This is a genomic window from Streptomyces sp. NPDC001606, assembly GCF_053596835.1.
Genome location: NZ_JBSFHC010000013.1, coordinates 104,396 through 126,898, shown reverse-complemented (window position 1 = coordinate 126,898; position 22,503 = coordinate 104,396). Strand labels below are relative to the sequence as shown.

The following is a 22,503-nucleotide window of genomic DNA, read 5'->3' as shown; positions in this document are numbered from 1 at the left end:
GGGCGGTCCGGCTACCGTGCGACCAGCCTGCGGGCCGCCTCCTTGATGGAGGCGCGCAGGCGGTCGCGGTCGGTGTCCTGCGTTCCCGTGAGGATGCGCCGCATCTGCGGGACCACGGCCATCCAGTTGGTCAGCCCGGTCAGCAGGAGCAGCAGGTCGCCGGGCGGGATGGCGTCGGTGATCACACCGCGGGCCTGGCCGTCGGCGAAGGCGGCGACCTTGCGGGCGTAGTGCTCCTGGCGGGCCGGTTCGTCGGGCAGCTCGGCGGTGCCGTACTCGATGCCCTCCCAGAAGAGCAGGCGGAGCAGCTCGGGGTGGGCGGCGTGGTAGTCGAGGAGGTGGTCGACCCAGGCGTCGATGTCGTCGGGGTCGACGGGGACGGCCGCGGCCAGGTCGGTCATGCACCTGCTGAGGACATGGGTGAACAGCTCCGCCTTGTTGCCGAAGTAGGCGTAGATCAGCTGCTTGTTGGCCTTGGCCCCGGCGGCGATGCGGTCGATGCGGGCGCCCGCGATGCCGTGCCGGGCGAACTCGTCGACCGCCGCGGCGAAGATGCGGGCCTTGGTGGCCTCTGGGTCCCTGACTGCTGCCATGAGGTCAGGGTACCGCTTGTAACCAACTATTTGGTTGACGGGGAATGCGTCGGGGGTGCACGCTGTTGAGCGTTCCAACCAACCAGTTAGTTGAGGCTCAGCGAGGAGATGTCGTCCCTCATGCCGTCAGCAGCCACCCCTACCGCCCGCCGGGAGCCCGCGCTCGGCTCCGCCCGGAAGCGGCGGCCCGCCCCGGGCACCGCTCTCCTCCTTCTCATCGCCGTCTGCACCGCCGTCACCGCCGCCAACATCTACCTCGCGGCACCCCTGCTCCCGCTGATCGCCCACGGCTTCGGTGCCACCCCGTCCGGCGTGGCCTGGATCGCCTCGGTCGCCCAGTTCGGGTACGCGGCCGGACTGCTCTTCTTCGCCCCGCTCGGCGACAGCGTCGACCGGCGCCGGCTGGTCGGCGTCCTGTCGCTGGTCGCCGCCGCCGCGCTGGCGGCCGCCGCCGCGGCGACCGGGACCACCGCGCTCGCGGCCGCCGTCCTGGTGGCCTCCGCCGCCACCGTCGTCCCGCAGCTGCTCGTGCCCCTGGTCGCCGCCCGGGCCCCCGCCGACCGGCGGGCCCGCCATGTCGCCGCCGTCATCGCCGGACTGTTCACCGGGATCGTGGCGGCCCGGGTGCTCGGCGGTCTGATCGGGCAGGCGTACGGCTGGCGGGTCGTCTTCGCCGGGGCCGCCGTGCTGACCGCGCTGCTGGGCCTGGCCACCGCCCGGGCGCTGCCGCGCGAGGACCGGCCCCGCCGCACCGGCCCGCTGTTCGCCGGGCTCGGCGCGCTGCCCGGTATGGTCCGCCGCTCGCCCGACCTGTGGCGGGCCTGTGTACGGCAGGCCGGGATGTACGGCGCCTGGAGCGCCCTGTGGACCTCGCTGGCGCTGCTGCTGACCGGGCCCCGCTACGGCCTGTCGACCGCGGTGGCCGGGCTGTTCGGCCTGTTCGGGCTCTCGGCGAGCGCGGTGGCGCCGCTCGCGGGCGGACTCGTGGACCGCTTCGGCGCCGCCAAGGTGGTCCGCTCGGCCTACCTCCTCGCCGCCGTCTGCGTCCCGCTGTTCTGGCTCGGCGGGCACGCGCTCGCCGCGCTCGTCGTCGGGGCGGTCGCGATCCACGCCGCGCTGGTCGCCGCGCACGTCGCCAACCAGACCCTGGCCCTGACCACCACCTCCGCGCCGGCCACCGCCAACACCGCGTACGTGGTGGCGAGTTTCGCCGGCGGCGCCCTCGCCTCCGCCCTGGCCGGCCCGGCCTACGGCCACTGGGGCTGGACCGGAGTCTGCGCGGTGGCGGCGATATGGCTGACCCTGGGCTGGGCCACGACGGCGACACGCCGAACCGACACCCCGGCGAAGGCGTCGTAACCCCACCAGGGGGTTCGGCAGGGGCCGCGCTGCTCCAGGGCACGGGGTCTCATCGGGGTAGGCATGCCCGACCGGCCCAAGCCCAAGCCACAGCCCACGTCACCGCCGCCCCCCGACCGGTCAACAGTCAAGGCACCCCAACGGGCCCCCGCGCTCCCGCCAAGGCGCCCCACGCATCAAAGCGTCGTGATGTCCAAGTCGCCCTCCGCGTACCGCCTGCGGAGCACCTTCTTGTCGAACTTGCCCACGCTGGTCTTCGGGACCCACTCGATCACCGTCCAGCGTTCGGGCAGCTGCCACTTGGCGATGTGGGCCTCTTCCAGGAGGAAGGCGCGCAGGGCTGCGAAGTCGGTCTGTGCGCCCTCCTTGAGGACGACCGTGGCCAGCGGCCGCTCGCCCCACTTGTCGTCGGGTACGGCGACCACCGCGGCCTCGGCGACATCCGGGTGGGCCATCAGCGCGTTCTCCAGCTCCACCGAGGAGATCCACTCGCCGCCGGACTTGATGACGTCCTTGGCGCGGTCGGTGAGGGTGAGAAAGCCGTCGGGGGAGATGGTGCCGACGTCACCGGTCTTCAGCCAGCCGTCCGCGCTGAACTTGTCGTCGGGGCACAGCGGTTCGGCGTCGGTGCCGTTGTAGTAGGCGGCGGCGATCCAGGGGCCGCGGACCTCCAGCTCGCCCGCCGACTCGCCGTCCCAGGGCAGCCGCTCGCCGTCGGGGCCGGTGAGGCGGGCCTCGACGCCGGCGGGGAAGCGGCCCTGGGTGATCCGGTAGGCGAACTCCTCCTCGGGGCCGACCGCGTGGGCCGGCGGGCGGGCCACCGTGCCCAGCGGAGACGTCTCGGTCATCCCCCAGGCCTGGCAGAGCCGCATGCCGAGCCGGTCGAAGGCGGCCATCAGGGCGGGCGGACAGGCCGCGCCGCCGATGGTGACCTGGGTGAGGGAGGAGATGTCCCGGGGCCGGTCCGTCAGTTCGGCGAGCAGACCCTGCCAGATGGTCGGGACGGCGGCCGCGTGGGTCGGCCGCTCCCGCTCGATCATCTCGGCGAGCGGGCCCGACTGGAGGAAACGATCCGGCATCAGCATGCTCACGCCGGTCATGAAGGTGGCGTGCGGCAGGCCCCAGGCGTTGACGTGGAACTGGGGGACGACGACCAACGAGGTGTCCCGGTCGGTCAGCCCCATCGACTGCGCCATGTTGACCTGCATGGAGTGCAGATAGATCGAACGGTGGCTGTAGACCACGCCCTTGGGGTCGCCGGTGGTGCCGGAGGTGTAGCACATGGCGGCGGCCTGGCGTTCGTCCAGCTCCGGCCAGTCGTAGCTGGTCGGCCGGTCCGCGATCAGCTCCTCGTAGTCGTGCACGCGCGCGTGCGAGCCGTGCAGCGGGGTGCGGTCGCCGGGGCCGGAGACGACGATGTGCTCGACCGTCGGCAGCTTCGGCAGCAGCGGCGCGAGCAGCGGGACCAGCGAGCCGTTGACGATGACGACCTTGTCGGCCGCGTGGTTGACGATCCACACCAGCTGGTCGGCGGGCAGCCGCAGATTGAGGGTGTGCAGCACCGCGCCCATGGACGGCACCGCGAAGTACGCCTCCACATGCTCGGCGTTGTTCCACATCAGCGTGGCCACCCGGTCGTCGCCGCGCACCCCCAGCTCGTCCCGGAGGGCGTTCGCCAGCTGCACCGCGCGGGTGCCCGCCTCGGCGAAGCTGCGCCGCTGCGGCTCGGCCTCCCCGGTCCAGGTGACGATCCGGGACCGGCCGTGCGCCGTCATCCCGTGCTCCAGGATGCGGGTGACGGTCAGTGGTACGTCCTGCATGGTGCTCAGCACGGCGGTCCTCCCGGGGCGGCGTTGCCTACGCGGTAGTGGATGCCTACGCGGTCGTAGGGATGGCCTGATTCTGCGCACATACCATTCGGTATGTCACTAGGGCGCAGGTCACGGGGTGGAAAATCCGTGGCCCCGGGGCGCGTTTCCGGTCAGCGCACGAGCACCAGCTCCGGGTCCTCGCGGAGCTTGCCGAGCGCCCGCGACACCGCCGACTTCACCGTGCCCACGGAGACCCCGAGGACTTCGGCGGTCTGGGCCTCGCTGAGATCCTCGTAGTACCGCAGGACGACCATCGCCCGCTGCCGGGCCGGCAGCTTGGTGATCGCCCGCCACATGGCGTCGTGCAGCGCCTGCCGCTCCGCCGGGTCGTCCCCGCCGGGCACCGGCTCCGGCTCGGGCAGCTCGTCGCAGGCGAACTCGTCCACCCGGCGCTTGCGCCACTGCGAGGTCCGGGTGTTCAGCAGCGCCCGGCGCACATAGCCGTCCAGCGCCCGCTGGTCCTCGATCCGCTCCCAGGCCAGATAGGTCTTGGCCAGCGCGGTCTGCAACAGGTCCTCGGCATCACTGGGGTTGGCGGTCAGCGAGCGCGCGGTGCGCAGCAGGACCGGCTGCCGCGCCCGCACGTACGACGCGAACGACGGATACGGGGTCTGCCGCGCTGGTGCGGCGGCGGCCGAGGCGCTGGTGCAGACGGGTGTGGTCATGGCTCCACGCTAGGAGCGGGCACCCGGCCCGCGGATCGCCCGCAGGTCCCGAAGACGAGTCCGACTCAGGTTGTACGGGTAGGGCTGCCCCCACCTCCTGAAGGTGGACCGGAGGAGGAGTCCTTCTACGGGTTCGACCCTGAGATCGTGCGGGTCCGCCGCCGCCCCGGCCCGGCACCCGAGGCCCGGCGAGCCGCTGACCTCAGCCGTCCGCCGTCAGGACCAGCCCCGAGGTCGGCACGCCGGTGCCGGCCGTCACCAGGGTCCGGGTGGCCCCCGGGATCTGGTTCACGGCGGTGCCCCGCAGCTGGCGCACCGCCTCCGCGATGCCGTTCATCCCGTGCAGATACGCCTCGCCGAGCTGGCCCCCGTGCGTGTTCAGCGGCAGCCGCCCCGCGGCCACGAAGTCCGCCGCCTCGCCCTTTCCGCAGAACCCGAACTCCTCCAGCTGCATCAGCACGAACGGGGTGAAGTGGTCGTACAGGATCCCCACGTCGATGTCGGCCGGGCCGAGCCCCGAGGTGCGCCACAGCTGGCGGGCGACCGCGCCCATCTCCGGCAGACCGGTCAGGTCGGCCCGGGAGAAGCTCGTCATCTGCTCCTGCGCGCGGCCCGCGCCCTGGGCGGCCGCCGCGATCACGGCCGGCGGCCGCGGCAGGTCCCGGGCCCGCTCCAGCGAGGTGACGACGAGGGCCTGGCCGCCGTCGGTCTCCTGGCAGCAGTCCAGCAGCCGCAGCGGTTCCACGATCCAGCGGGAGGCCGCGTGCTCGGCGAGGGTGATCGGGCGGCCGTGGAAGTACGCGGCCGGATTGGTCGCCGCATACCGCCGGCCCACCACGGCCACCTGCCCGAACGCCTCCGGTGTCAGCCCGTGCACGTGGAGATAGCGCTGCGCCGCCATCGCCACCCAGGAGGCCGGGGTGAGCAGCCCGAACGGCAGCATCCAGCCGAGCGCGGCGCCCTCCGCCGACGGCTCCCGGTGCTGCACGCCCGCGCCGAACCTTCGTCCCGAGCGCTCGTTGAAGGCCCGGTAGCAGACCACCACCTCGGCCAGCCCGGTCGCCACGGCGAGCGCCGCCTGCTGCACGGTCGCGCAGGCCGCGCCGCCGCCGTAGTGCACCCGGGAGAAGAAGGACAGCTCCCCCATCCCGCAGGCCTGCGCCACGGTGATCTCCGGGCTGGTGTCCATCGTGAAGGTGACCAGGCCGTCCACGTCCGCGGCTGTGAGCCCCGCGTCGTCCAGCGCGGCCCGCACCGCCTCCACCGCGAGCCGCAGCTCGCTGCGTCCGGAGTCCTTGGAGAACTCGGTGGCCCCGATCCCGACGACCGCGGCCCGCCCGCCGAGGGTGTCGCGCGCGCGCAGACTCATGGGGCAGCCTCCGGGTCGTCGGCTTCATGGTCGGCGCTCAAGGTGCCGCCGGACTGCTCCTCCGGGACCGTGACCTGCACCGTCCCCGTGACATGCGTGCCGAGGCCGTTGGCGCCGGTGACGCGGACCGTGGCGGTGTCGCCGGTCACCGCCACGACGGTGCCGGTGAGCACCAGGCGGTCGCCGGGGTAGTTCGGCGCCCCGAGCCGGATGGCGACCCTGCGGAGCACCGCCGTAGGACCGAAGTGATCGGTGATGTACCGGCCGACCAGGCCGTTCGTGGTGAGGATGTTCATGAAGACGTCCGGGGCGCCCTTCTGCCGGGCCAGCTCCGGGTCGTGATGGACGTCCTGGTAGTCCCGGGAGGCGATCGCGCCGGCCACGATCAGCGTGCGGGTGACCGGGATCTCCAGCGGCGGCAGCTGCTCGCCGGCCCTCATGCCGCTTCCACCACCCGGAACACCGGCAGCGTCAGCTCCTCGTCGCACACCTGGAACTCCAGCCGCACGGGCAGCCCGATGCGCACCTTGTCGTACGGCACCCCGACCACGCCGGCCACCAGCCGCACCCCCTCGGCGAGTTCGATCAGCCCGACGGCGTACGGCGGGTCGAAGGCCGGGAAGGGCGGGTGGTGCATGACGACGTACGAGTGGACCGTCCCCGCGCCGACCGCCTCGACCGTGTCCCAGGCCGGGCCGCCGCAGGCGTTGCAGCCCGGCAGCCAGGGGTGGCGCAGGGTGCCGCAGCCGGTGCAGCGCTGGATGAGGAGCCGGTGTTCGGCCACGCCCTGCCAGAAGCCGGCGTTGTCCCGGTTGACCACGGGCCGGGGGCGCCGGGGCCGGGGCTCGGGGCGGCGGGCCGGGGCGTACTTGAGGATGCGGAAGCGGTGCGTGCCGACCGGCTCGCCGCCGCAGCGGATGTCCATGCGGGTGGTGACGAAGTGGCCGGCGCCCAGGCTGGTCGTCTTGCGGGCGGAGACCGACTCGATCACCGCGTCGAAGGAGATCTCGTCGCCGGGGCGCAGCGGCCGAAGATACTCCTGCTCGCAGTCGGTGGCGACGACGGAGGTGCAGCCCAGTCCGTCGAGCAGGCCGAGGAGTTCGTCGTAGGCGCCGCTGCGGCCCTGGTGTCCGGACAGGCCGCCCATCGTCCAGGCCTGGAGCATGGTGGGCGGCGCGATGGCGTCCGGGCCCCGGTAGGCGGGGTTGGTGTCGCCCATCGCCTCGCACCAGTGCCGGATCATCGCCGCGTTGACCGGGTCCTTGCCCGTCCCGGCGACGGCGGCGGGCCGCCCCTCGTACGCCCTGAGCCGTGCCGTCAGCTCTTCCCCGGCCGCCTCCTCCGGTAGCGCCATCGTGCGCCTCCCGCCCTCGCTCGACAGGTTTCTGACTGTCCGTCAGATGCGGAGCGGTGTCAAGGCGTGCGGAAACGCCTGCGCGGCGGCACCGAAGTGCCGCCGCGCGGACGTGTTGCGACCCCGAAGCACACCCCACGGGGACCCTCACCGGGAGGGGCCCCGCCCGGCGGTCACCACAGCTGGACGAAGTGGACGGCGACGTTCTCGTTGCCCTGCTGGATGGCGGACCAGACGGAGCCGTTGACCTGCGCGGTGTTGCTCTGGTTCGAGGCACCGGAGCCGACCGCGTTCTGCTGTGTGGTCGACGAGTTGCCGTTGTTGTTGTGGCCGACTCCGCTGCCGACGACGCTCGCCACTCCCGCGTTCGATCCGTCGCCCGCGATGGCGCCGTTGTCCGCCGTCGCGACCCCGGCGAAGAGAGCGGCAGCGAGCGGAAGAGCGGAGACGGCGGCGAGAACGCGGGCGGTACGGATGCTTGCCATGTTGTTCCTCCCAGAACCGGACACTCGGCGGACCCGAGGGCCTCAGTACACGAACTACGGCTTGTGCCAAGGCAGTTGGCCGACCGCCTCGACTTCGTGGACGACGTCGCGCCCTCAGAATTGCCCACCGAATCCCCGGCGAACCACCATGGAAGCCGCTATTCGCACGCAAGCGTGAGGACAAGTCGATAAACCTCTATCGCCCTTTTTGGGCACTTCTTGCCGCGCTCCGGCTCGACGGGGATGTTCACCCCGCAAGCAGGGACAAGAGGTGAACCGTTCCTGCGTCATTCCGGCCATTCCCCCCACCCCTGGCGTGTCCCGCCGGTCGCCCTTCCCTTTTTCGAACGTATGTACGACCATCGATCCATGGCCACCACCGACCGGCAGGCCACGACGCTGGCCCTCGCCCACGCCCTGTCCGCCGCCGAGCACGGCCTGGCCGTCATCCCCCTGTCCCGGACGAAGCTCCCGGCCCTGCGCTCCCCCCACCGCCGCGACCCCGTCCCCGCGACGCCGCCCTGCCACGGCTCCTGCGGCCGCTTCGGCCACGGGGTGTACGACGCCTCCACCGACCCCGCCCGGATCCGCGAGATGTTCGCCGCCGCCCCCTGGGCCACCGGCTACGGCATCGCCTGCGGACTCCCGCCGTACCACCTGATCGGCGTCGACCTGGACACCAAGTCCGGCACCGACTCCTCGGCAGCCCTGCGCGAGCTGGCCCTGCGGCACCTCTTCACGATCCCGGACACGGTCGTCGTCCTCACCCCGAGCGGCGGCCGCCATCTGTGGCTCACCGGCCCGGCCGACACCGCCGTCCCCAACTCGGCCGGCCGGCTCGCCCCCGGCATCGACATCCGCGGCGCCGGCGGCTATCTGGTCGGCCCCGGCTCCCGCACCGACCACGGCGTCTACACCACCGCTCCCGGCACCGGACGACTCCCGCCGGCGCCCTGCCCGCCCTCCCTGCTCCGGCTCCTCCTGCCCCCACCGCACCCCGCCTCCGGCGGCGCCGGCCATGCGTACGGCCAGGGCCACGGCCTGATCGCCTTCGTCCTCTCCGCACACGAGGGCCAGCGCAACACCCGCCTCTTCTGGGCAGCCTGCCGCGCCTACGAAAACGGCCTCGGCCCCGCCCTGGCCACCCCCCTCACGGAAGCCGCCCGCCGCACGGGCCTCTCCGAACAAGAAGCCCGCGCAACGATCGCCTCAGCAGCCCGCATGACGGGACACCGGCCCTGATCCACTCCCAGGAGTGAGCGGCGCTGAACACAGAAGCTGAACGCAGAAAGGGGCGCCCCTTCCGTAAGCAGGCTCCCTTGACGGAGCTCGAACAAGCCCAGACACTCAACATCCGCGCGAGCCGGAGGGGGCAGCTGATGGCGGATTTACCCGGGCCGTTTGGCAGCGGAAAGCACACAAGGGCGGCTGCAAACGGGTTTCTGGCGGGCCAGAGTGCCGGCGGGGGTTGTGGTTGCCTGTTCCTGATCGCAGTGATCGTGTTCCTTGTCGCCGTCCTGAACGGCTTCACGATGCACTGACGCCTTCCGCAGAAGGGGCGCCCCCCATCGAGGGACGCCCCTTGGCGAACTGCGCTTCTATGACCTCTGCGGAGGCGGTGGGATTTGAACCCACGGTGACATCGCTGCCACGACGGTTTTCAAGACCGTTCCCTTCGGCCGCTCGGGCACGCCTCCCCGCGCCGCCCACCGGGGCGGAGCGGGTATAGCGTACCGGCCCCGCGCGGGCGGCGGCGGGCGAGGCCGGGCTGTGCGAGCGTCAGTTGTCGCCCTTGCGGGAGCCCAGCGTCACGACCGCCGTGTGCTCCTGGCCGCCCCGCTTGTAGGTGATCGTGACCCTGTCGCCGGGCTTGTGGGTCCAGATCTCGCCGATCAGGGTCGGGCCGCTGTCGATCACCGAGTCGTCCAGCTTGGTGATCACGTCGCCCGGCTTCAGGCCGGCCTGGGCCGCCGGGCCGCCCGGCTCCACCGCGGCGGAACCGGAGGTGCCCTGGTCGGTGATCTTCGCGCCGTCGGTCGAATCCTCCAGGGAGACGGAGGCGCCGATCTTGGCGTACACCGGCACACCGGTCTTGATCAGCTGCTGGGCAACGTACTTGGCCTGGTTGATCGGGATGGCGAAGCCCAGGCCGATCGAGCCGGACTGGCCCGAGCCGCCGAGGCCGCCGCCGCTGGTGGACTGGATCGCGGAGTTGATGCCGATCACCGCGCCCGAGGCGTCCAGCAGGGGCCCGCCGGAGTTGCCCGGGTTGATGGACGCGTCCGTCTGGAGCGCGCTCATGTAGGAGGCCTTGCTCGTGGCGCTGCCGTCGCTGGAGGCCACCGGGCGGTTCTTGGCGCTGATGATGCCCGTCGTCACCGTGTTGGACAGGCCGAAGGGGGCGCCGATCGCGATGGTCTCGTCGCCGACCGCCACCTTGTCGGAGTCGCCGAGGGCCAGCGGCTTGAGGTCGGACGGGGGGTTCTTGAGCTTGACGACCGCCACGTCGTACCCCTGGGCGTGCCCGACGACCTCGGCGTCGTACTTCCTGCCGTTCGGGAACGTCGCGGTCAGCTTGCCGCCATTGAGCGCGTCCGCCACCACGTGGTTGTTGGTGACGATGTGGCCCTGGGTGTCGAAGACGAAGCCCGTGCCGGTGCCGCCCTCGCCGTTGCTGCCCTCGGCCTCGATGGTGACCGTGCTGGGCAGGGCCCGGGCGGCCACGTTGGCGACGGTGCCGGGGGCCCGCTTGACCTGGGTGGCGCTGCTGTCGGAGGAGGAGATGGTGGTGGAGCCGTGGTCGTCGTGGTTCCGGGCCAGGGTGTAGCCGATACCGCCGCCCAGCCCGCCCGCGACCAGCGCGGCCACCAGCACCGCGGCGACCAGTCCGCCACGGCCGCTGCGCGGCTTGGGGGCGGGCGGCTCGTACGTCGCGCCCCAGCCGCCGGGACCGGCGCCCCCGGGGCCCATGCCACCCGGACCCATACCGCCCGCACCCATGCCACCGGGACCCATGCCACCGGCACCGCCCTCACCGCCGCCGTGCCCGCCGCTGCCGAAGCCTGCGGCACCGCTGTAGCCCGGACCGGCAGGCGGGGCGGGCGGCGGCCAGGAGCCGTCGGGGGCCTGAGCCCGCGTCTGCTGCGCGGCGGACTCCGCGGCGGCGGCCGGCGGCGCGCTCGGCTGAGGCGGCGCTGTGGGTGCCTCGGCCGGCACCGGCGGAAGCGGCGCCGTCGGCGCGTTCCCCTCGGGGCCGCCGGGGGCGGGGGCCTCCGGGGCGGATGGCGCGGCGCCCTGCGGGGAGGTGTGGGGAGAGGCCACCGGCACGGGAGGTGCGGACGGGGCCGCGGGTACCTCGTTGCCCTCGTTCTCGGTGCTCACAGCTCTTCTCCTCGATCCACGGCTGTTTTCCTCGGTCGCGCTCGGTCACACTCGGATGCGGCTGCGCATGGTCTGTGTTCTTGTATGCAGTCAGCTTTTCCCACGGGCCGTCAGAGCACCATAAGCGGTGCCTGTGCGTCCGGGACCTCTCTTTACATGGGATCTTTACCGCAAAAGTTACATAAAACGGCAGGGCGTACATCCCCGTTCGCCCCACGGTCGCGTCCTCGCCGCCACACATACCCGGCGACGGTGGCACCATGACGCGGTGACCGAAGCACCACAGCGCTCCCCCCAGGTCGTCGCCCACCGCGGGGCCTCGGAGGACGCCCCCGAACACACCCTGGCCGCCTACAAGAAGGCGATCGAGGACGGCGCCGACGCCCTCGAGTGCGACGTCCGGCTGACCGCGGACGGCCATCTGGTCTGTGTGCACGACCGGCGGGTGAACCGCACCTCCAACGGCCGCGGCGCCGTCTCGGCCCTGGAGCTGGCCGATCTCGCCGCCCTGGACTTCGGCTCCTGGAAGACCCGGGAGGCCTGGCGCGGCCGGGACGAGGAGCCGGACTGGGAGCATCCGCCGGAGGACCCGGCCGAGACCTCCGTCCTCACCCTGGAGCGGCTGCTGGAGCTGGTCTCCGACGCCGGGCGCCGGGTGGAGCTGGCGATCGAGACCAAGCACCCCACCCGCTGGGCGGGCCAGGTGGAGGAGCGGCTGCTGACGCTGCTGAAGCGGTTCGGCCTGGACGCGCCGGCCAACGCCGCCGAGTCCCCGGTGCGGATCATGAGCTTCTCGGCGCGCTCGCTGCATCGCGTGCGTGCCGCCGCGCCGACCCTCCCGACGGTCTATCTGGTGCAGTTCCTCTCGCCGCGGCTGCGCGACGGGCGGCTGCCGGCGGGCGTGCGGATCGCCGGCCCGTCGATCCGCATCGTGCGCAAGTACCCGGCCTATGTGGAGCGGCTGAAGCGCACCGGCCACCAGGTGCACGTGTGGACCGTGAACGAGCCCGAGGACGTCGACCTCTGTGTCGAGCTGGGCATCGACGCCATCATCACCAACCGCCCGCGCGCGGTGCTGGACCGGCTGGGCCGCTGACCGCGCACCCCGCGCGGCAGGGTGTGACGTAAAGAGACCGGTAAGGAGCTGTGCACGCCCCTTGACCCGGCTGTGCGTGTCCTGAATTCTCCGGTCTCGGCCATAGCCGTCGAAATCCAGCCACTGAAATCCCGTCAGACGAGACCAGAAACAGAGTTCCTGTCACAGGGAGTGCTCCGGCGCGTTCGCTCCGTGTACGGCCGTTTCGAATGCGTCACCGGAAGAGGATTGGCCGGTTTCCGGTACAGGCCAATGGGGCATCCACACCGTGGCGTGGGGCAAAGGAGGTCTCGGGGGTGGCGTTGGTGGTCGCACAGGAGGTGCCCACGTCGTCGAGCATGGCCGTACCCCATGGCCCTGCGGGCGTGGGGAAGGCGCGGCATCGGATGCGCGCGCAGCTGCGCAACGGCGGCGTGGCGGAATCGGTCATCGACGATGCCGTACTGATCCTTTCGGAACTGCTCAGCAATGCCTGCAAACACGGGCGCCCGCTGAACGACGCACCGGCCGGGGACGGCGCGGTCCTCGCCGCCTGGCGGGTGGACGCCCGGGGCCGGCTCATCGTGGAGGTCACGGACGGCGGCGGCCCGACCCGCCCGGCGCCGGCCACCCCCTCGGTGACCGCGCACGGCGGCCGCGGACTGAACATCATCACGGCCCTCGCCGACGACTGGGGTGTACGCGACGACATCCAGGGCGAGGTGACGGTCTGGGTGGTGGTCCACGAGGACGTCCACGATCCCGATGCCCGGTGCCGCCGCGACGGTTTCGCTACGCGCGTCACCGCGCCCGCGCTGCCGGACCTGTCCGAACACACACTGCCGGACCTGACCGGACTGGACTTCGCCGCGGCTTTCGACGACCTCGACTGACCGCTACGGCACGGCACCGGAGCCGTCCGCGCCGTCCACAAGTTCACACCACCGGCCTCGAACGCACGTGGGTTGTCCACAGGTTCCCGTCGGTCATGGCCGCAGCGGCTAGGCTCGCGCCGTACGAGTTGAGCCGTAACCGGGAGACACCCACGATGGCCAAGAAGCGACCCCAGACGAAGGCCCAGCGGCCGCAGCTCACGGACGGTGAGATCCCGGTCGTCGGTGCCCGCGAGCCCTGCCCGTGCGGCAGCGGCCGTCGGTACAAGGCGTGCCACGGCCGGGCGGCGGCCCAGGCCTCGACCGAGCTGGTGCACCGCCCGTTCGAGGGGCTGCCGGGCGAGTGCGACTGGGTCGCACTGCGCGAGCTGGTCCCGGCGGCGACGGCCGGGCTGACCCTCAAGGAGGGCCTGCCCGAGGACGTCCCGTCCGTCACGCTCGCCACGGTGCTGCCGATGGCCTGGCCCGCGCTGCGCCGCGACGACGGCTCGGTCCTGATCGGTCTCCAGAACGACACGGCGTCCGGCGACATCAGCCGCGACCTCGCCGACACCCTCCAGCGGGCGCTCGTGGCGCAGCCCGGCACCCCGGTGCAGGGCCGCCGCGCCCCGGCCGACGGTCCGCGGCTCCAGGACCTGCTGGACCTCGAGGCCCCGTTCGAGCCGGTCGTGCACAGCGGCTTCGAGTTCTGGGTGCCGGACGCGGAGAACGCCACCCCGGAGGTGGCCGCCTCCCTCGAGCGGGCCAACTCCGCCGCCATCCCGACGGCGAAGCTGGCCGGCGTGGACGCCGCCTACTGGTGCGAGACCCCGGAGAAGAACCACCTGCGCTGGGTCATGCCGCACCCGGAGGAGCAGCTTCTGGACGCTCTCGCGCGGCTGCACGCGGCGGGCCGCTCCAACCTCGGCGAGGGCACCCGGCTCGTGGGCTCCTTCCGTGCTCACGGCCTCACCGTGCCGGTGTGGGACCTGCCGAGCGGGGTCGGTGCCGACGATGTGGAGAAGCCGGCCGCCGAGTTCGCCGAGCGGCTCGCCGCCGCCCTCGCGGTGACGGAACCGCTCACCGCGGACGAGCGCCGGGCGCGCGGCGGACTGACCAACCGGCAGGTCACGCTCAGCTGACGGGCCACGCGGCGGGGTCGCGGCTGACCGGTCGGTCAGCCCCGGCCCCGGGCGGCGGAACGGGTGACTCCTGTCACAACTCCCCTCCTTGAGGGCGAATTCGATGGCCGAATGCCCCGGCAGGAATTTGCGAACGGGCGATCTCTTGTTACCGTTCCAGTAGCCCGGTTGCTGGTGCATCCCCCGTCGCCAGCAACCGGGCCTTTCCATGCCCGCGTCCGCCGGCCGTCCGGCCCCCGGATGTCAACTCCCGCCGGGCCCTTCCGTGTTGCCGTCCCCGGCCGCCGCGTTGCTGCCCGAGCGCAGCAGCAGCTCGCCGTCGGCCCCCGGCTCGGCGAACTCCGTGACGGCCGTATACGCGTCGGGCGCGCCCCTGCTGGGTTCGCGGGGTGTCTCGCAGGTGGCGGGCTCGTCGTCGGCGCCCATGGCGCAGCGCGTCTCGATGCTGCGGCCGCCCGGACCCATGAGGCTCAGCACGGAGTCCAGCGCCGCCCCGGTGGCGTTGCGGTAGTAGGTGCGCGCCCAGGTGTCGGTGCCCTGGGTCAGGACACAGGTCTGCGCCTCGACGCCCTCGGGCGAGCTGAGTTCCGGACCGCAGCGCGCGGCGGTGGCCAGGCCGAGGCCGAGCAGCCGGGGAGCACGGGTACCTGCCGAAGAGCGCTTGGCATCCGCATCCCCCTCGCGGCCCGCCTGCTGTCCGCCCGCGCCGCTCGGCGCGGTCCGCGGAGACGTCCGTACGGCCGTCCGCCCCGCGTCGCCCACCTGCCCGGCGGACGCCACGGCCAGCGGCAGCACGACCGCGGCCAGCGACACGCCCATCAGGGCGAGCAACCGGATCCTTCGGGGGTCCGGGGAGTGTGCGGGGCGGCCCCCGGGGCGATGCAGCATGAGCGGACGATACAGAGCAGGCGGGTCCCGGCCGTCCCCCGCGCGCCGGACACTCCTACAACTCGGGCGCGCTCACACCCGTACGAGTGAGGGCGTCGACCACGGCGTCCACCACGGCCTCCACATCCGGCACCCAGGGCGCGGCCGAACCCGGCAGCGGGGCCCGCTCCCAGCGGACGGCGCCCTGGCCGGTCTCGGACGGCGGCAGGGCGAGATAGCCGCCCTCGCCGTGGAAGCGCAGCGATCCGGGGACGAAGTCCTTGGCGTACAGCAGCTCGCCCAGCTGTTCCAGGGAGTACGGCTTGACCAGCAGCGCCCAGCGGGTCGGCGAGGCCACCACCGGGCCGAGGCGCATGCCCCGGCGGTCGAGCAGGGTCAGGGCGCGGGCGGCGGCGAGCGCCGGCAGGCTCACCGCGCAGGGCGCCTTCCCGCCGGTGGCCAGGACGATCGGCGCGCCGGGCCGGTTGGTCCACCACCAGCGCACCATGCGCTCGTCCGTGGTGGCCGCGAGCAGACCCGGGTCGAAGGGGTGCGCACCGGGCACCGTGCACTCGGGGTCGGGGCAGCCGCACCGGCCCCGCCCCTGCGGGTCCGGGCCCACGCCCGGGAGTACGGGCCACTGCCACCCGGTCGCGAAGGTCAGGGCCGCGCCGATCAGCTCGGTGCTCCCCTCGTTCCGCCTGTTCCGCCTGGACAGGAGCCTGCGTCGCCTTCCGGGGATCTCGCGCATGAGCGCTCGTCCTTTCCGTTGCACCGCTGGCAACACCGTGGTCCACATCACAACATGTGTCGATCACTTCACTGTGCGTACCTGTTGGCGCATCACGCCCCCGCGTCCGGCAGGGGGAACCCCAAGGGGTCGAGCTCGGGCCGCGTCCGCGTCGGTGGCGGGGCCCATGGGGTCCATGGTGCGTCCATCAGCAGAGCGGGTGCGGCCTGGGGGTGGCGAAGTCTGGCGTTTTGCCGTCGCGCGTGGTTCTCTCCGCCTCCGCCACGGGAGGATGGGGCTCGGCCGTCGGTGGCTATGACGCCCGGGTCCGTCGCCAGGTTCCGGGTGGTCCCCAACCACCCCTGGCCTTCTCCGAGTACGTACCCATCACGACCGCTGTGACGCTCCGTGGAGCGAGCCCAGTCGACCGCAATAGGGCGATACCTAAGGCAGTTTTTAGCCAACTTGCCAGTAAGGCAAGGGGTTCGGGAAAAGCGCTGCCAAAACCCCACCCGGCTCACGGACACCAGGAATCCTCGCAGGACAATGCTGGACATCCCCTCACGAGTGCGTGTACATGTGGAGACACTGCTAGCGGCGCAGAATGACATGGGGGTTTGCGATGCTTTTCAGCAATACGCACCGGTCTGAGAGCCGGACGCCATGAACGCCCCGCACCCTCCGAAAGTGGCCGGAATCGATCCCACACTCCCCCCACCCGCACAGACTGTCGCGCCGACCTCTCACACCTCGGGCACCACCCCCGTCCCGGGCGGCCCCGCGGTCCCCGCCCCGAACACCCCCGCTCCCGGCACCCTCCTCCAGGACCGGCTGGCCGGCTGGGTCTCGGACCTCACGACCCTGCACGAACTCACCGAGCGCCTCTCCCGCACCCACGCGCTCGACCCCGCCCTCCACGAACTGCTGCGCGCCGGAGCCGCCCTCGTCGGCGCCCGCCGCGGCCTGGTCGTCCTGGAACCGGGCGACGGACTCGGCCCCCGCACCACCCTCGGCCTCGGCCTCGGCCGCGCCGACCTCGGCCACATCGAGACCGTTCCGCACGGCGCCCTGCCGTACGACACCGCCGCCGCCGGCGAGACGGTCCACGCCGACCTGTTCGCCGAGGACGGCCTCGACCCGCGCCACCGCGAGGTCGCCGCCCGCCTCGGCTACGCCGCCAGCTACGCCCTGCCCCTCGCCGGCGACTGTGCCGGCCGCCTCGGCGCCGCCGTCTGGCTCTACGACGAACCCGCCGAACCGCACGAGCGCCGGCGCCACCTGGCCCGCCTCTACCTGCGCCACGCGGCGGAGCACCTGGCCCGCCTGGTCGAGGTGGAACGCGCACGCGCGCGCGTGGCGACCCTCACCGAGGAACTGCTGCCCTCCCGGCTGCCCCGGGTGGCCGGCGTCCAGCTCGCCGCCCGGCACCGCACCGGCCCGCGCGGCGGCGGCGACTGGTACGACGCGCTGCCGCTGCCCGACGCCGCCCTCGGCCTGGCCGTCGGCTCGGTCACCGGCTCCGGACCGAGCGCCGTGGCCGCCATGGGCCGGCTGCGCGCCAGCCTGCGCGCGTACGCCGTGATGGAGGGCGAGGACCCGGTCGCCGTCCTGTCCGACCTGGAACTGCTGCTGCGGCTGACCGAGCCCGCCCGGTCGGCCACCGCGCTGTTCGCCTACTGCGAGCCCGCCCTGCGCAAGATCACCCTGGCCGGTGCCGGGCACAGCCCGCCGCTGCTGATCGGCGAGCGGCGCACCGAGTTCGCCGAGACCTCCGTCTCCGCGCCGCTCGGCATGCTGGCCTGCTGGGAGGCGCCCAGCGTGGAGATCGAGGCCCAGCCCGGCGAGACGGTGCTGTTCTACACCGACGGGCTGCTGCACCGTACCGGCGACCCCGTGGACCGCGCCTTCACCCGGCTGCACGCCGCCGCCGCGAGCGTGCCGCGCGCGGCCCGCCACGATCCGGCCGCGGTCGCCGACCACGTCCTGCGCACCGTCCTGCCGGACGGCCTGGACGCGGCCGAGAGCGAGGAGGACGTGGTCCTGCTGGCGGCCCGCTTCGACTGAGCCCACCTGCGATGACCGGGCATAACAGGTCATCCGACCCTGTCCCGCCACGGATACGACCGTACGATGATGGGGGTCCCCGCTCGGCCACAAGCAGGAGCGTCGCGGGCCCGGGGGAGATCATCAGGCGTATCGAGGAGGATCACGTGTCCGACGAGCTCAACCCGGCTGTGCCCGACTCCGCTACCGCGGAGGGCCCCGAGACCGAGTCCGAGGAGCCCATCAAGCAGCGGAAGAACGGCCTGTACCCGGGCGTCTCCGACGAGCTGGCCGAGAACATGAAGTCCGGCTGGGCCGACACCGAGCTGCGTGACCTGGAGCCGATCCCGCAGGCCGCCGAGACCGCGCGCCGCCGCGCCGCACTCTCCGCCCGTTTCCCGGGCGAGCGCCTGGTGATCCCGGCGGGCAACCTGAAGACCCGCTCGAACGACACGGAGTACCCCTTCCGCGCCTCGGTCGAGTACGCGTACCTCACCGGCAACCAGACCGAGGACGGCGTCCTGGTGCTGGAGCCGAAGGACGAGGGCCACCAGGAGACGATCTACCTGCTGCCCCGCTCCGACCGCGAGAACGGCGAGTTCTGGCTGTCCGGCCAGGGCGAGCTGTGGGTCGGCCGCCGCCACTCCCTCACCGAGTCCGAGGCGCTCTACGGCATCCCCGCCGCCGATGTGCGCGAGCTGGCCGGCGCGCTGCGCGAGGCCACCGGCCCGGTCCGCGTGGTGCGCGGCTACGACGCCGGCATCGAGGCCGCCCTGACCGACAAGGTCACCGCCGAGCGCGACGAGGAGCTGCGCGTCTTCCTCTCCGAGATGCGGCTGGTCAAGGACGAGTTCGAGATCGGCGAGCTCCAGAAGGCCGTCGACTCGACGGTCCGCGGCTTCGAGGACGTCGTGAAGGTCCTGGACAAGGCCGAGGCGACCAGCGAGCGCTACATCGAGGGCACCTTCTTCCTCCGCGCGCGCGTGGAGGGCAACGACGTCGGTTACGGCTCCATCTGCGCCTCCGGCCCGCACGCCTGCACCCTGCACTGGGTCCGCAACGACGGCCCGGTCCGCTCCGGCGACCTGCTGCTGCTGGACGCGGGCGTGGAGACGCACACCCTCTACACCGCCGACGTCACGCGCACGCTGCCGGTCAACGGCACGTACAGCGAGATCCAGAAGAAGATCTACGACGCCGTGTACGAGGCCCAGGAGGCCGGTATCGCGGCCGTGCAGCCGGGCGCCAAGTTCCGCGACTTCCACGACGCCGCCCAGCGGGTGCTCACCGAGAAGCTGGTCGAGTGGGGCCTGGTCGAGGGCCCGGTCGAGCGCGTCCTGGAGCTGGGCCTCCAGCGCCGCTGGACCCTGCACGGCACCGGCCACATGCTCGGCATGGACGTCCACGACTGCGCGGCCGCGCGGACCGAGACGTACGTCGAGGGCACGCTGGAGCCGGGCATGGTCCTCACCGTCGAGCCGGGTCTGTACTTCCAGGCCGACGACCTGACCGTCCCGGAGGAGTACCGCGGCATCGGCGTCCGTATCGAGGACGACATCCTCGTCACCGAGGACGGCAACCGAAACCTTTCGGCCGGTCTGCCGCGCCGCTCCGACGAGGTCGAGGCATGGATGGCGTCGCTGAAGGGCTGATCTGAGATTCAATGGCCGGGTACCGGGAAGGTGCCCGGCCATTGACATGCCTAGGGGGAGGCTTTCATGGACGACTTCTGGTCGAGCGTCGGTGTGGACCTGCATCTCGAACCCGACGCCGCGGACGGCCGCAGAGCCGGGTTGGAGCGGGCGCTCAGGGACGCCGTACGGGACGGCCGGCTCGCCCCCGGCACCCGGCTGCCGGCCACCCGGCGGCTCGCCGCCGACCTCGGAGTCTCGCGCGGCACGGCAAAGGCGGCGTACGACCAGCTCGTCGCCGAGGGCTATCTGACGGCGCGACAGGGCTCCGGCACCCGGGTCGCCGAGCTGCCGACCGTGGAGTCGGTGGCACCCGGCACGGCGACCCGCAGCCACGCCCCCCGCTTCGACCTGCGCCCCGGCAGCCCGGACGTCGGCGCGTTCCCGGCCGCGGCCTGGCTGCGCGCCCTGCGCCGCGCGATCGCGACGGCACCCTCACTGGCGTACGACTACGGCGACCCGCGCGGCCGGGTCGAACTGCGCACCGCCCTGTCCGGCTATCTGGGCCGGGCGCGCGGGGTCATCGCGCCCCCCGAGCGGATCGTCATCACCTCCGGATACGTGCAGGGGCTCGCGCTCCTCACGCGCGTGCTGGACGGCGCCACCGTCGCCATGGAGGACCCGGGGCTGCCCTTCCACCGGGAGGTCGTCCGGCGCAACGGCTCCCCGGTGCGCCCGGTGCCGGTCGACGCGCGCGGGGTGCGCCCCGAGGAGCTGGGCGAGGCACGGGCCGTGGTGGTCACCCCGGCCCACCAGTACCCGACCGGGGTGACCCTGCACCCGGAGCGGCGCCGCGCGCTCGGCGACTGGGCACGCGCGCACGACGGACTGATCGTGGAGGACGACTACGACGGCGAGTTCCGCTACGACCGTCAGCCGGTCGGCGCGCTCCAGGGCATGGCACCGAACCGGACGGTCTACCTCGGCACCGCCTCCAAGACGCTCGGCCCCGCCCTGCGCCTCGGCTGGATGGTGCTGCCGCCGCACCTGGTCGACGCGGTCGCCGACGCCAAGCTCCACACCGACCTGCACACCGAGACCATCGGCCAGCTCGCCCTCGCCGAGCTGATCGACAGCCACGCCTACGACCGGCACGTGCGCGCGTGCCGACTGCGCTACCGGCGCCGCCGGGACCAGCTCCTGGACCGGCTGGGGGCGCGGCGGGGCGTGCGCGGGATCGCGGCGGGGCTGCACGCGCTGATCGACGTGCCCGACGAGGCGGAGGTGCTGGCCCGGGCGGAGACGGCGGGCCTGGCCGTCGGCGCCCTCGGCGACCACTGGCACACCCCCGCCCCGGACCGCCCCCAGGGCCTGGTCATCGGCTACGGCACCCCGCGCGAGCGGGCCTACCCGGAGGCGCTGGAGGCGCTGGCGAAGGTGCTGGAGGCCTGAGCCGGCCGGCGCGGTGCGGGTGTCAGGCCGTCAGCAGGGAAGGGTCCTTCGTCCACTTGAGCATCTTGTCGAAGCTGACCACCGTCCCGCGGCGGCCCGGTCGCGCGCCGATGTGGACGTGGTCCGCCAGCTCCCGGATCAGCCCGAGCCCCCGGCCGTGCTCGGCGTCCGTGCGGGCCGGGCGGATCTCCTGCACACCACCGAGACCGGGACCGGAATCGGCCACTTCGATCCGGCACTTCTCCCCGTCGAGGTACGCGGTCACCCGGTACGCCTCCGAGGCGCCGCCCCGCACGGCGCCCCCGCCGTGCTCGACGGCGTTCGCGCACGCCTCGCTGAGGGCGACGGACAGGTCGTAGGAGATCTCCGGGTCGACGCCCGCCGTCTCCATGGTGCCGAGCAGCAGGCGCCGGGCCAGCGGCACGCTCGCGGCCTCGCGCCTCAGATGGAGTGACCACCAGATGCTCATGCTCCAGCCTCCTGGCCGCGGCTCGACATACCGATACGTATTGCCGTCCGTAGGGGGCCGTAAGCACGCTGTTGACGTGAGTCCGCTCATTCGGCCGATGCGCGCGGGGAGGAACCGGTGTATGAGGGGCGCGTCGGACGTCGCTGCCGTGCCCTGCCGTACGACGGCGGTAAAGGCAGTGGGATGATGAGCCCGCCATGACTGCCCCCCACCCCCGCACAGCGCGCCCCGGAGCCGGCCTCCGGATGCTGCGGGCCGCGGTGTTCGCCGCGGTCTGCGTCGTGCTGGCCGCGGCCGGGCACACCCTGGCCTCCTGTGCGCGGGTGCCCCTGTGGACGCTCGGGGCGGGCTTCCTCGGCTCGCTGCTGCTGGTGGCTCCGCTCGCCGGGCGGGCCCGCTCGCTGCCGGGCATCGCCGCGCTGCTCGCGCTCGGCCAGACCGTGCTGCACACGCTGTTCGGGCTGGGCCAGCACGGCACCGCGATGTCCATGGGCTCGATGCCCATGGGGTCGGCCGTGGCGGGCTCCCGCGGCTCCGCGGTGAGCGGCGCCGCCCTGGTCGAGCAGGCCGCCCGGCTGGTGTGCGGATCGAGCCCCGCCACCCTCACCCCCGGGCACGCCTACCGGCTGCTGCTGGACGCGCACCTGATCGACCGCTCCGCCCGGCCCCCGGCCGCGTCCGGCGCCCTGCCGCACGCGTACGACGCCGCCGGAGCCTCCGCCTCCCTGCTGCCCTCGCTGCCGATGCTGCTCGGCCACCTCCTCGCGGCCGTCGCCGCGGGCTGGCTGCTGCGCCGGGGCGATCTCGCCCTGCTGCGGCTGATCGAGCTGTCGGCGCACGGAGTCGCCGAGGGGGCGCTCGTACGATCCCTGCGCGCGGCGCTCGCGCTGGCGCACGCCCTGTGTGCGGGTCTGCTGCCCGCCGCCGGGCCCGGCCCGCGCGCACGTCGTACCGACCGGGACGAGGTGCCCGCCCCGCACACCACCGCGCTCCAGCACACGGTGATCCGGCGCGGCCCGCCCGCCGCCGCCTTCCTTCTCGCCGCCTGACGCGACGCGAGCACTCCGCCCCGCTGCCGGGGAGAGGCCGCCGTCGCGCGGCACGCGCATGCGTACCTCTCCTCAGCATCTCTCCCAGTGGAGTAC

21 protein-coding genes and 1 tRNA gene are annotated in these 22,503 nt (G+C 73.1%); 10 read left to right on the top strand and 12 right to left on the bottom strand.

Going from position 1 to position 22,503, the window contains the following annotated elements; all coding sequences use genetic code 11:
* Positions 1–11 precede the first annotated feature (11 nt).
* A complete protein-coding gene (locus tag ACWCV9_RS23560; RefSeq protein WP_450789268.1) occupies positions 12–593 on the bottom strand; it encodes a TetR family transcriptional regulator in 582 nt (193 codons plus the stop codon).
* A gap of 120 nt (positions 594–713) precedes the next feature.
* Between ACWCV9_RS23560 and ACWCV9_RS23555 the strand changes: the two genes are divergently transcribed.
* On the top strand, positions 714–1,952 hold the full coding sequence (locus ACWCV9_RS23555; protein ID WP_450789266.1) for an MFS transporter: 1,239 nt from the start codon (positions 714–716) through the stop codon (positions 1,950–1,952).
* 176 nt (positions 1,953–2,128) lie between these two features.
* On the opposite strand, the gene ACWCV9_RS23550 is transcribed toward ACWCV9_RS23555, so the two are convergent.
* The 6 genes from ACWCV9_RS23550 to ACWCV9_RS23525 all read right to left on the bottom strand — a co-directional run bounded on the left by ACWCV9_RS23550 (position 2,129) and on the right by ACWCV9_RS23525 (position 7,696).
* Positions 2,129–3,784: a long-chain fatty acid--CoA ligase gene (locus tag ACWCV9_RS23550; protein WP_450789265.1), complete on the bottom strand. Its 1,656-nt coding sequence runs from the start codon at positions 3,782–3,784 to the stop codon at positions 2,129–2,131.
* Positions 3,785–3,933: 149 nt separating this feature from the next.
* Positions 3,934–4,488, bottom strand: coding sequence for a SigE family RNA polymerase sigma factor (locus ACWCV9_RS23545; protein WP_450789263.1), 555 nt, complete (start codon positions 4,486–4,488; stop codon positions 3,934–3,936).
* 202 nt (positions 4,489–4,690) lie between these two features.
* Positions 4,691–5,857: a lipid-transfer protein gene (locus ACWCV9_RS23540; protein WP_450789261.1), complete on the bottom strand. Its 1,167-nt coding sequence runs from the start codon at positions 5,855–5,857 to the stop codon at positions 4,691–4,693.
* On the bottom strand, positions 5,854–6,297 hold the full coding sequence (locus ACWCV9_RS23535) for a MaoC family dehydratase (RefSeq protein ID WP_450789259.1): 444 nt from the start codon (positions 6,295–6,297) through the stop codon (positions 5,854–5,856). The genes ACWCV9_RS23540 and ACWCV9_RS23535 overlap by 4 nt, the downstream gene beginning before the upstream one ends.
* The gene (locus tag ACWCV9_RS23530; protein ID WP_450789257.1) at positions 6,294–7,211 is read right to left on the bottom strand and encodes a bifunctional MaoC family dehydratase N-terminal/OB-fold nucleic acid binding domain-containing protein; all 918 of its coding nucleotides are present in this window, start codon (positions 7,209–7,211) and stop codon (positions 6,294–6,296) included. The genes ACWCV9_RS23535 and ACWCV9_RS23530 overlap by 4 nt, the downstream gene beginning before the upstream one ends.
* 173 nt (positions 7,212–7,384) lie before the next feature.
* A complete protein-coding gene (locus ACWCV9_RS23525; RefSeq protein ID WP_450789256.1) occupies positions 7,385–7,696 on the bottom strand; it encodes a hypothetical protein in 312 nt (103 codons plus the stop codon).
* 369 nt (positions 7,697–8,065) lie between these two features.
* On the opposite strand from ACWCV9_RS23525, the gene ACWCV9_RS23520 reads away from it, so the two are divergent.
* Both ACWCV9_RS23520 and ACWCV9_RS23515 read left to right on the top strand, forming a co-directional pair.
* Positions 8,066–8,938 carry a bifunctional DNA primase/polymerase gene (locus tag ACWCV9_RS23520; protein ID WP_450789254.1) on the top strand — a complete coding sequence of 291 codons (873 nt, stop codon included), beginning with the start codon at positions 8,066–8,068 and terminating at the stop codon, positions 8,936–8,938.
* Between the two features lie 77 nt (positions 8,939–9,015).
* Positions 9,016–9,237, top strand: coding sequence for a hypothetical protein (locus tag ACWCV9_RS23515; protein ID WP_450789253.1), 222 nt, complete (start codon positions 9,016–9,018; stop codon positions 9,235–9,237).
* A gap of 69 nt (positions 9,238–9,306) precedes the next feature.
* On the opposite strand, the gene ACWCV9_RS23510 is transcribed toward ACWCV9_RS23515, so the two are convergent.
* Both ACWCV9_RS23510 and ACWCV9_RS23505 read right to left on the bottom strand, forming a co-directional pair.
* Positions 9,307–9,393, bottom strand: a tRNA-Ser gene (locus tag ACWCV9_RS23510).
* An 82-nt stretch (positions 9,394–9,475) separates the two neighbouring features.
* Positions 9,476–11,077 (bottom strand): S1C family serine protease, encoded by a 1,602-nt coding sequence (locus ACWCV9_RS23505; protein WP_450789251.1) that lies wholly within the window; start codon positions 11,075–11,077, stop codon positions 9,476–9,478.
* A gap of 268 nt (positions 11,078–11,345) precedes the next feature.
* On the opposite strand from ACWCV9_RS23505, the gene ACWCV9_RS23500 reads away from it, so the two are divergent.
* The 3 genes from ACWCV9_RS23500 to ACWCV9_RS23490 all read left to right on the top strand — a co-directional run bounded on the left by ACWCV9_RS23500 (position 11,346) and on the right by ACWCV9_RS23490 (position 14,166).
* Positions 11,346–12,173 carry a glycerophosphodiester phosphodiesterase gene (locus ACWCV9_RS23500; protein WP_450789250.1) on the top strand — a complete coding sequence of 276 codons (828 nt, stop codon included), beginning with the start codon at positions 11,346–11,348 and terminating at the stop codon, positions 12,171–12,173.
* Positions 12,174–12,382: 209 nt separating this feature from the next.
* Positions 12,383–13,045, top strand: coding sequence for an ATP-binding protein (locus tag ACWCV9_RS23495; RefSeq protein ID WP_450789248.1), 663 nt, complete (start codon positions 12,383–12,385; stop codon positions 13,043–13,045).
* Positions 13,046–13,200: 155 nt separating this feature from the next.
* Positions 13,201–14,166 carry a DUF5926 family protein gene (locus tag ACWCV9_RS23490; protein WP_450789417.1) on the top strand — a complete coding sequence of 322 codons (966 nt, stop codon included), beginning with the start codon at positions 13,201–13,203 and terminating at the stop codon, positions 14,164–14,166.
* Between the two features lie 243 nt (positions 14,167–14,409).
* Here ACWCV9_RS23490 and ACWCV9_RS23485 read toward each other — a convergent pair whose 3' ends face one another.
* Positions 14,410–15,054, bottom strand: a complete 645-nt coding sequence (locus tag ACWCV9_RS23485) for a hypothetical protein (RefSeq protein ID WP_450789247.1) — start codon at positions 15,052–15,054, stop codon at positions 14,410–14,412.
* 55 nt (positions 15,055–15,109) lie between these two features.
* Positions 15,110–15,784, bottom strand: a complete 675-nt coding sequence (locus ACWCV9_RS23480) for a bifunctional DNA primase/polymerase (protein ID WP_450789246.1) — start codon at positions 15,782–15,784, stop codon at positions 15,110–15,112.
* A 642-nt stretch (positions 15,785–16,426) separates the two neighbouring features.
* Between ACWCV9_RS23480 and ACWCV9_RS23475 the strand changes: the two genes are divergently transcribed.
* From ACWCV9_RS23475 to pdxR, 3 genes are all read left to right on the top strand, one after another.
* Positions 16,427–17,827 carry a PP2C family protein-serine/threonine phosphatase gene (locus ACWCV9_RS23475; protein ID WP_450789244.1) on the top strand — a complete coding sequence of 467 codons (1,401 nt, stop codon included), beginning with the start codon at positions 16,427–16,429 and terminating at the stop codon, positions 17,825–17,827.
* Between the two features lie 146 nt (positions 17,828–17,973).
* On the top strand, positions 17,974–19,458 hold the full coding sequence (locus tag ACWCV9_RS23470) for an aminopeptidase P family protein (RefSeq protein ID WP_450789242.1): 1,485 nt from the start codon (positions 17,974–17,976) through the stop codon (positions 19,456–19,458).
* A gap of 66 nt (positions 19,459–19,524) precedes the next feature.
* Positions 19,525–20,889 carry a MocR-like pyridoxine biosynthesis transcription factor PdxR gene (gene pdxR, locus ACWCV9_RS23465; protein WP_450789241.1) on the top strand — a complete coding sequence of 455 codons (1,365 nt, stop codon included), beginning with the start codon at positions 19,525–19,527 and terminating at the stop codon, positions 20,887–20,889.
* Positions 20,890–20,911: 22 nt separating this feature from the next.
* Here pdxR and ACWCV9_RS23460 read toward each other — a convergent pair whose 3' ends face one another.
* Complete coding sequence (locus ACWCV9_RS23460; RefSeq protein ID WP_450789239.1) at positions 20,912–21,358, bottom strand: ATP-binding protein; 447 nt, start codon at positions 21,356–21,358, stop codon at positions 20,912–20,914.
* Positions 21,359–21,555: 197 nt separating this feature from the next.
* On the opposite strand from ACWCV9_RS23460, the gene ACWCV9_RS23455 reads away from it, so the two are divergent.
* A complete protein-coding gene (locus ACWCV9_RS23455) occupies positions 21,556–22,407 on the top strand; it encodes a hypothetical protein (RefSeq protein ID WP_450789238.1) in 852 nt (283 codons plus the stop codon).
* Positions 22,408–22,503: the final 96 nt, after the last annotated feature.

Coding starts and splice junctions, on each gene's coding strand:
- ACWCV9_RS23455 (WP_450789238.1), top strand. CDS start 21,556: ATGACTGCCCCCCACCCCCGCACAGCGCGCCCCGGAGCCGGCCTCCGG.
- ACWCV9_RS23535 (WP_450789259.1), bottom strand. CDS start 6,297: ATGAGGGCCGGCGAGCAGCTGCCGCCGCTGGAGATCCCGGTCACCCGC.
- ACWCV9_RS23475 (WP_450789244.1), top strand. CDS start 16,427: ATGAACGCCCCGCACCCTCCGAAAGTGGCCGGAATCGATCCCACACTC.
- pdxR (WP_450789241.1), top strand. CDS start 19,525: ATGGACGACTTCTGGTCGAGCGTCGGTGTGGACCTGCATCTCGAACCC.
- ACWCV9_RS23540 (WP_450789261.1), bottom strand. CDS start 5,857: ATGAGTCTGCGCGCGCGCGACACCCTCGGCGGGCGGGCCGCGGTCGTC.
- ACWCV9_RS23480 (WP_450789246.1), bottom strand. CDS start 15,784: ATGCGCGAGATCCCCGGAAGGCGACGCAGGCTCCTGTCCAGGCGGAAC.
- ACWCV9_RS23490 (WP_450789417.1), top strand. CDS start 13,201: ATGGCCAAGAAGCGACCCCAGACGAAGGCCCAGCGGCCGCAGCTCACG.
- ACWCV9_RS23555 (WP_450789266.1), top strand. CDS start 714: ATGCCGTCAGCAGCCACCCCTACCGCCCGCCGGGAGCCCGCGCTCGGC.
- ACWCV9_RS23560 (WP_450789268.1), bottom strand. CDS start 593: ATGGCAGCAGTCAGGGACCCAGAGGCCACCAAGGCCCGCATCTTCGCC.
- ACWCV9_RS23525 (WP_450789256.1), bottom strand. CDS start 7,696: ATGGCAAGCATCCGTACCGCCCGCGTTCTCGCCGCCGTCTCCGCTCTT.
- ACWCV9_RS23520 (WP_450789254.1), top strand. CDS start 8,066: ATGGCCACCACCGACCGGCAGGCCACGACGCTGGCCCTCGCCCACGCC.
- ACWCV9_RS23545 (WP_450789263.1), bottom strand. CDS start 4,488: ATGACCACACCCGTCTGCACCAGCGCCTCGGCCGCCGCCGCACCAGCG.
- ACWCV9_RS23460 (WP_450789239.1), bottom strand. CDS start 21,358: ATGAGCATCTGGTGGTCACTCCATCTGAGGCGCGAGGCCGCGAGCGTG.
- ACWCV9_RS23485 (WP_450789247.1), bottom strand. CDS start 15,054: ATGCTGCATCGCCCCGGGGGCCGCCCCGCACACTCCCCGGACCCCCGA.
- ACWCV9_RS23495 (WP_450789248.1), top strand. CDS start 12,383: ATGCGTCACCGGAAGAGGATTGGCCGGTTTCCGGTACAGGCCAATGGG.
- ACWCV9_RS23530 (WP_450789257.1), bottom strand. CDS start 7,211: ATGGCGCTACCGGAGGAGGCGGCCGGGGAAGAGCTGACGGCACGGCTC.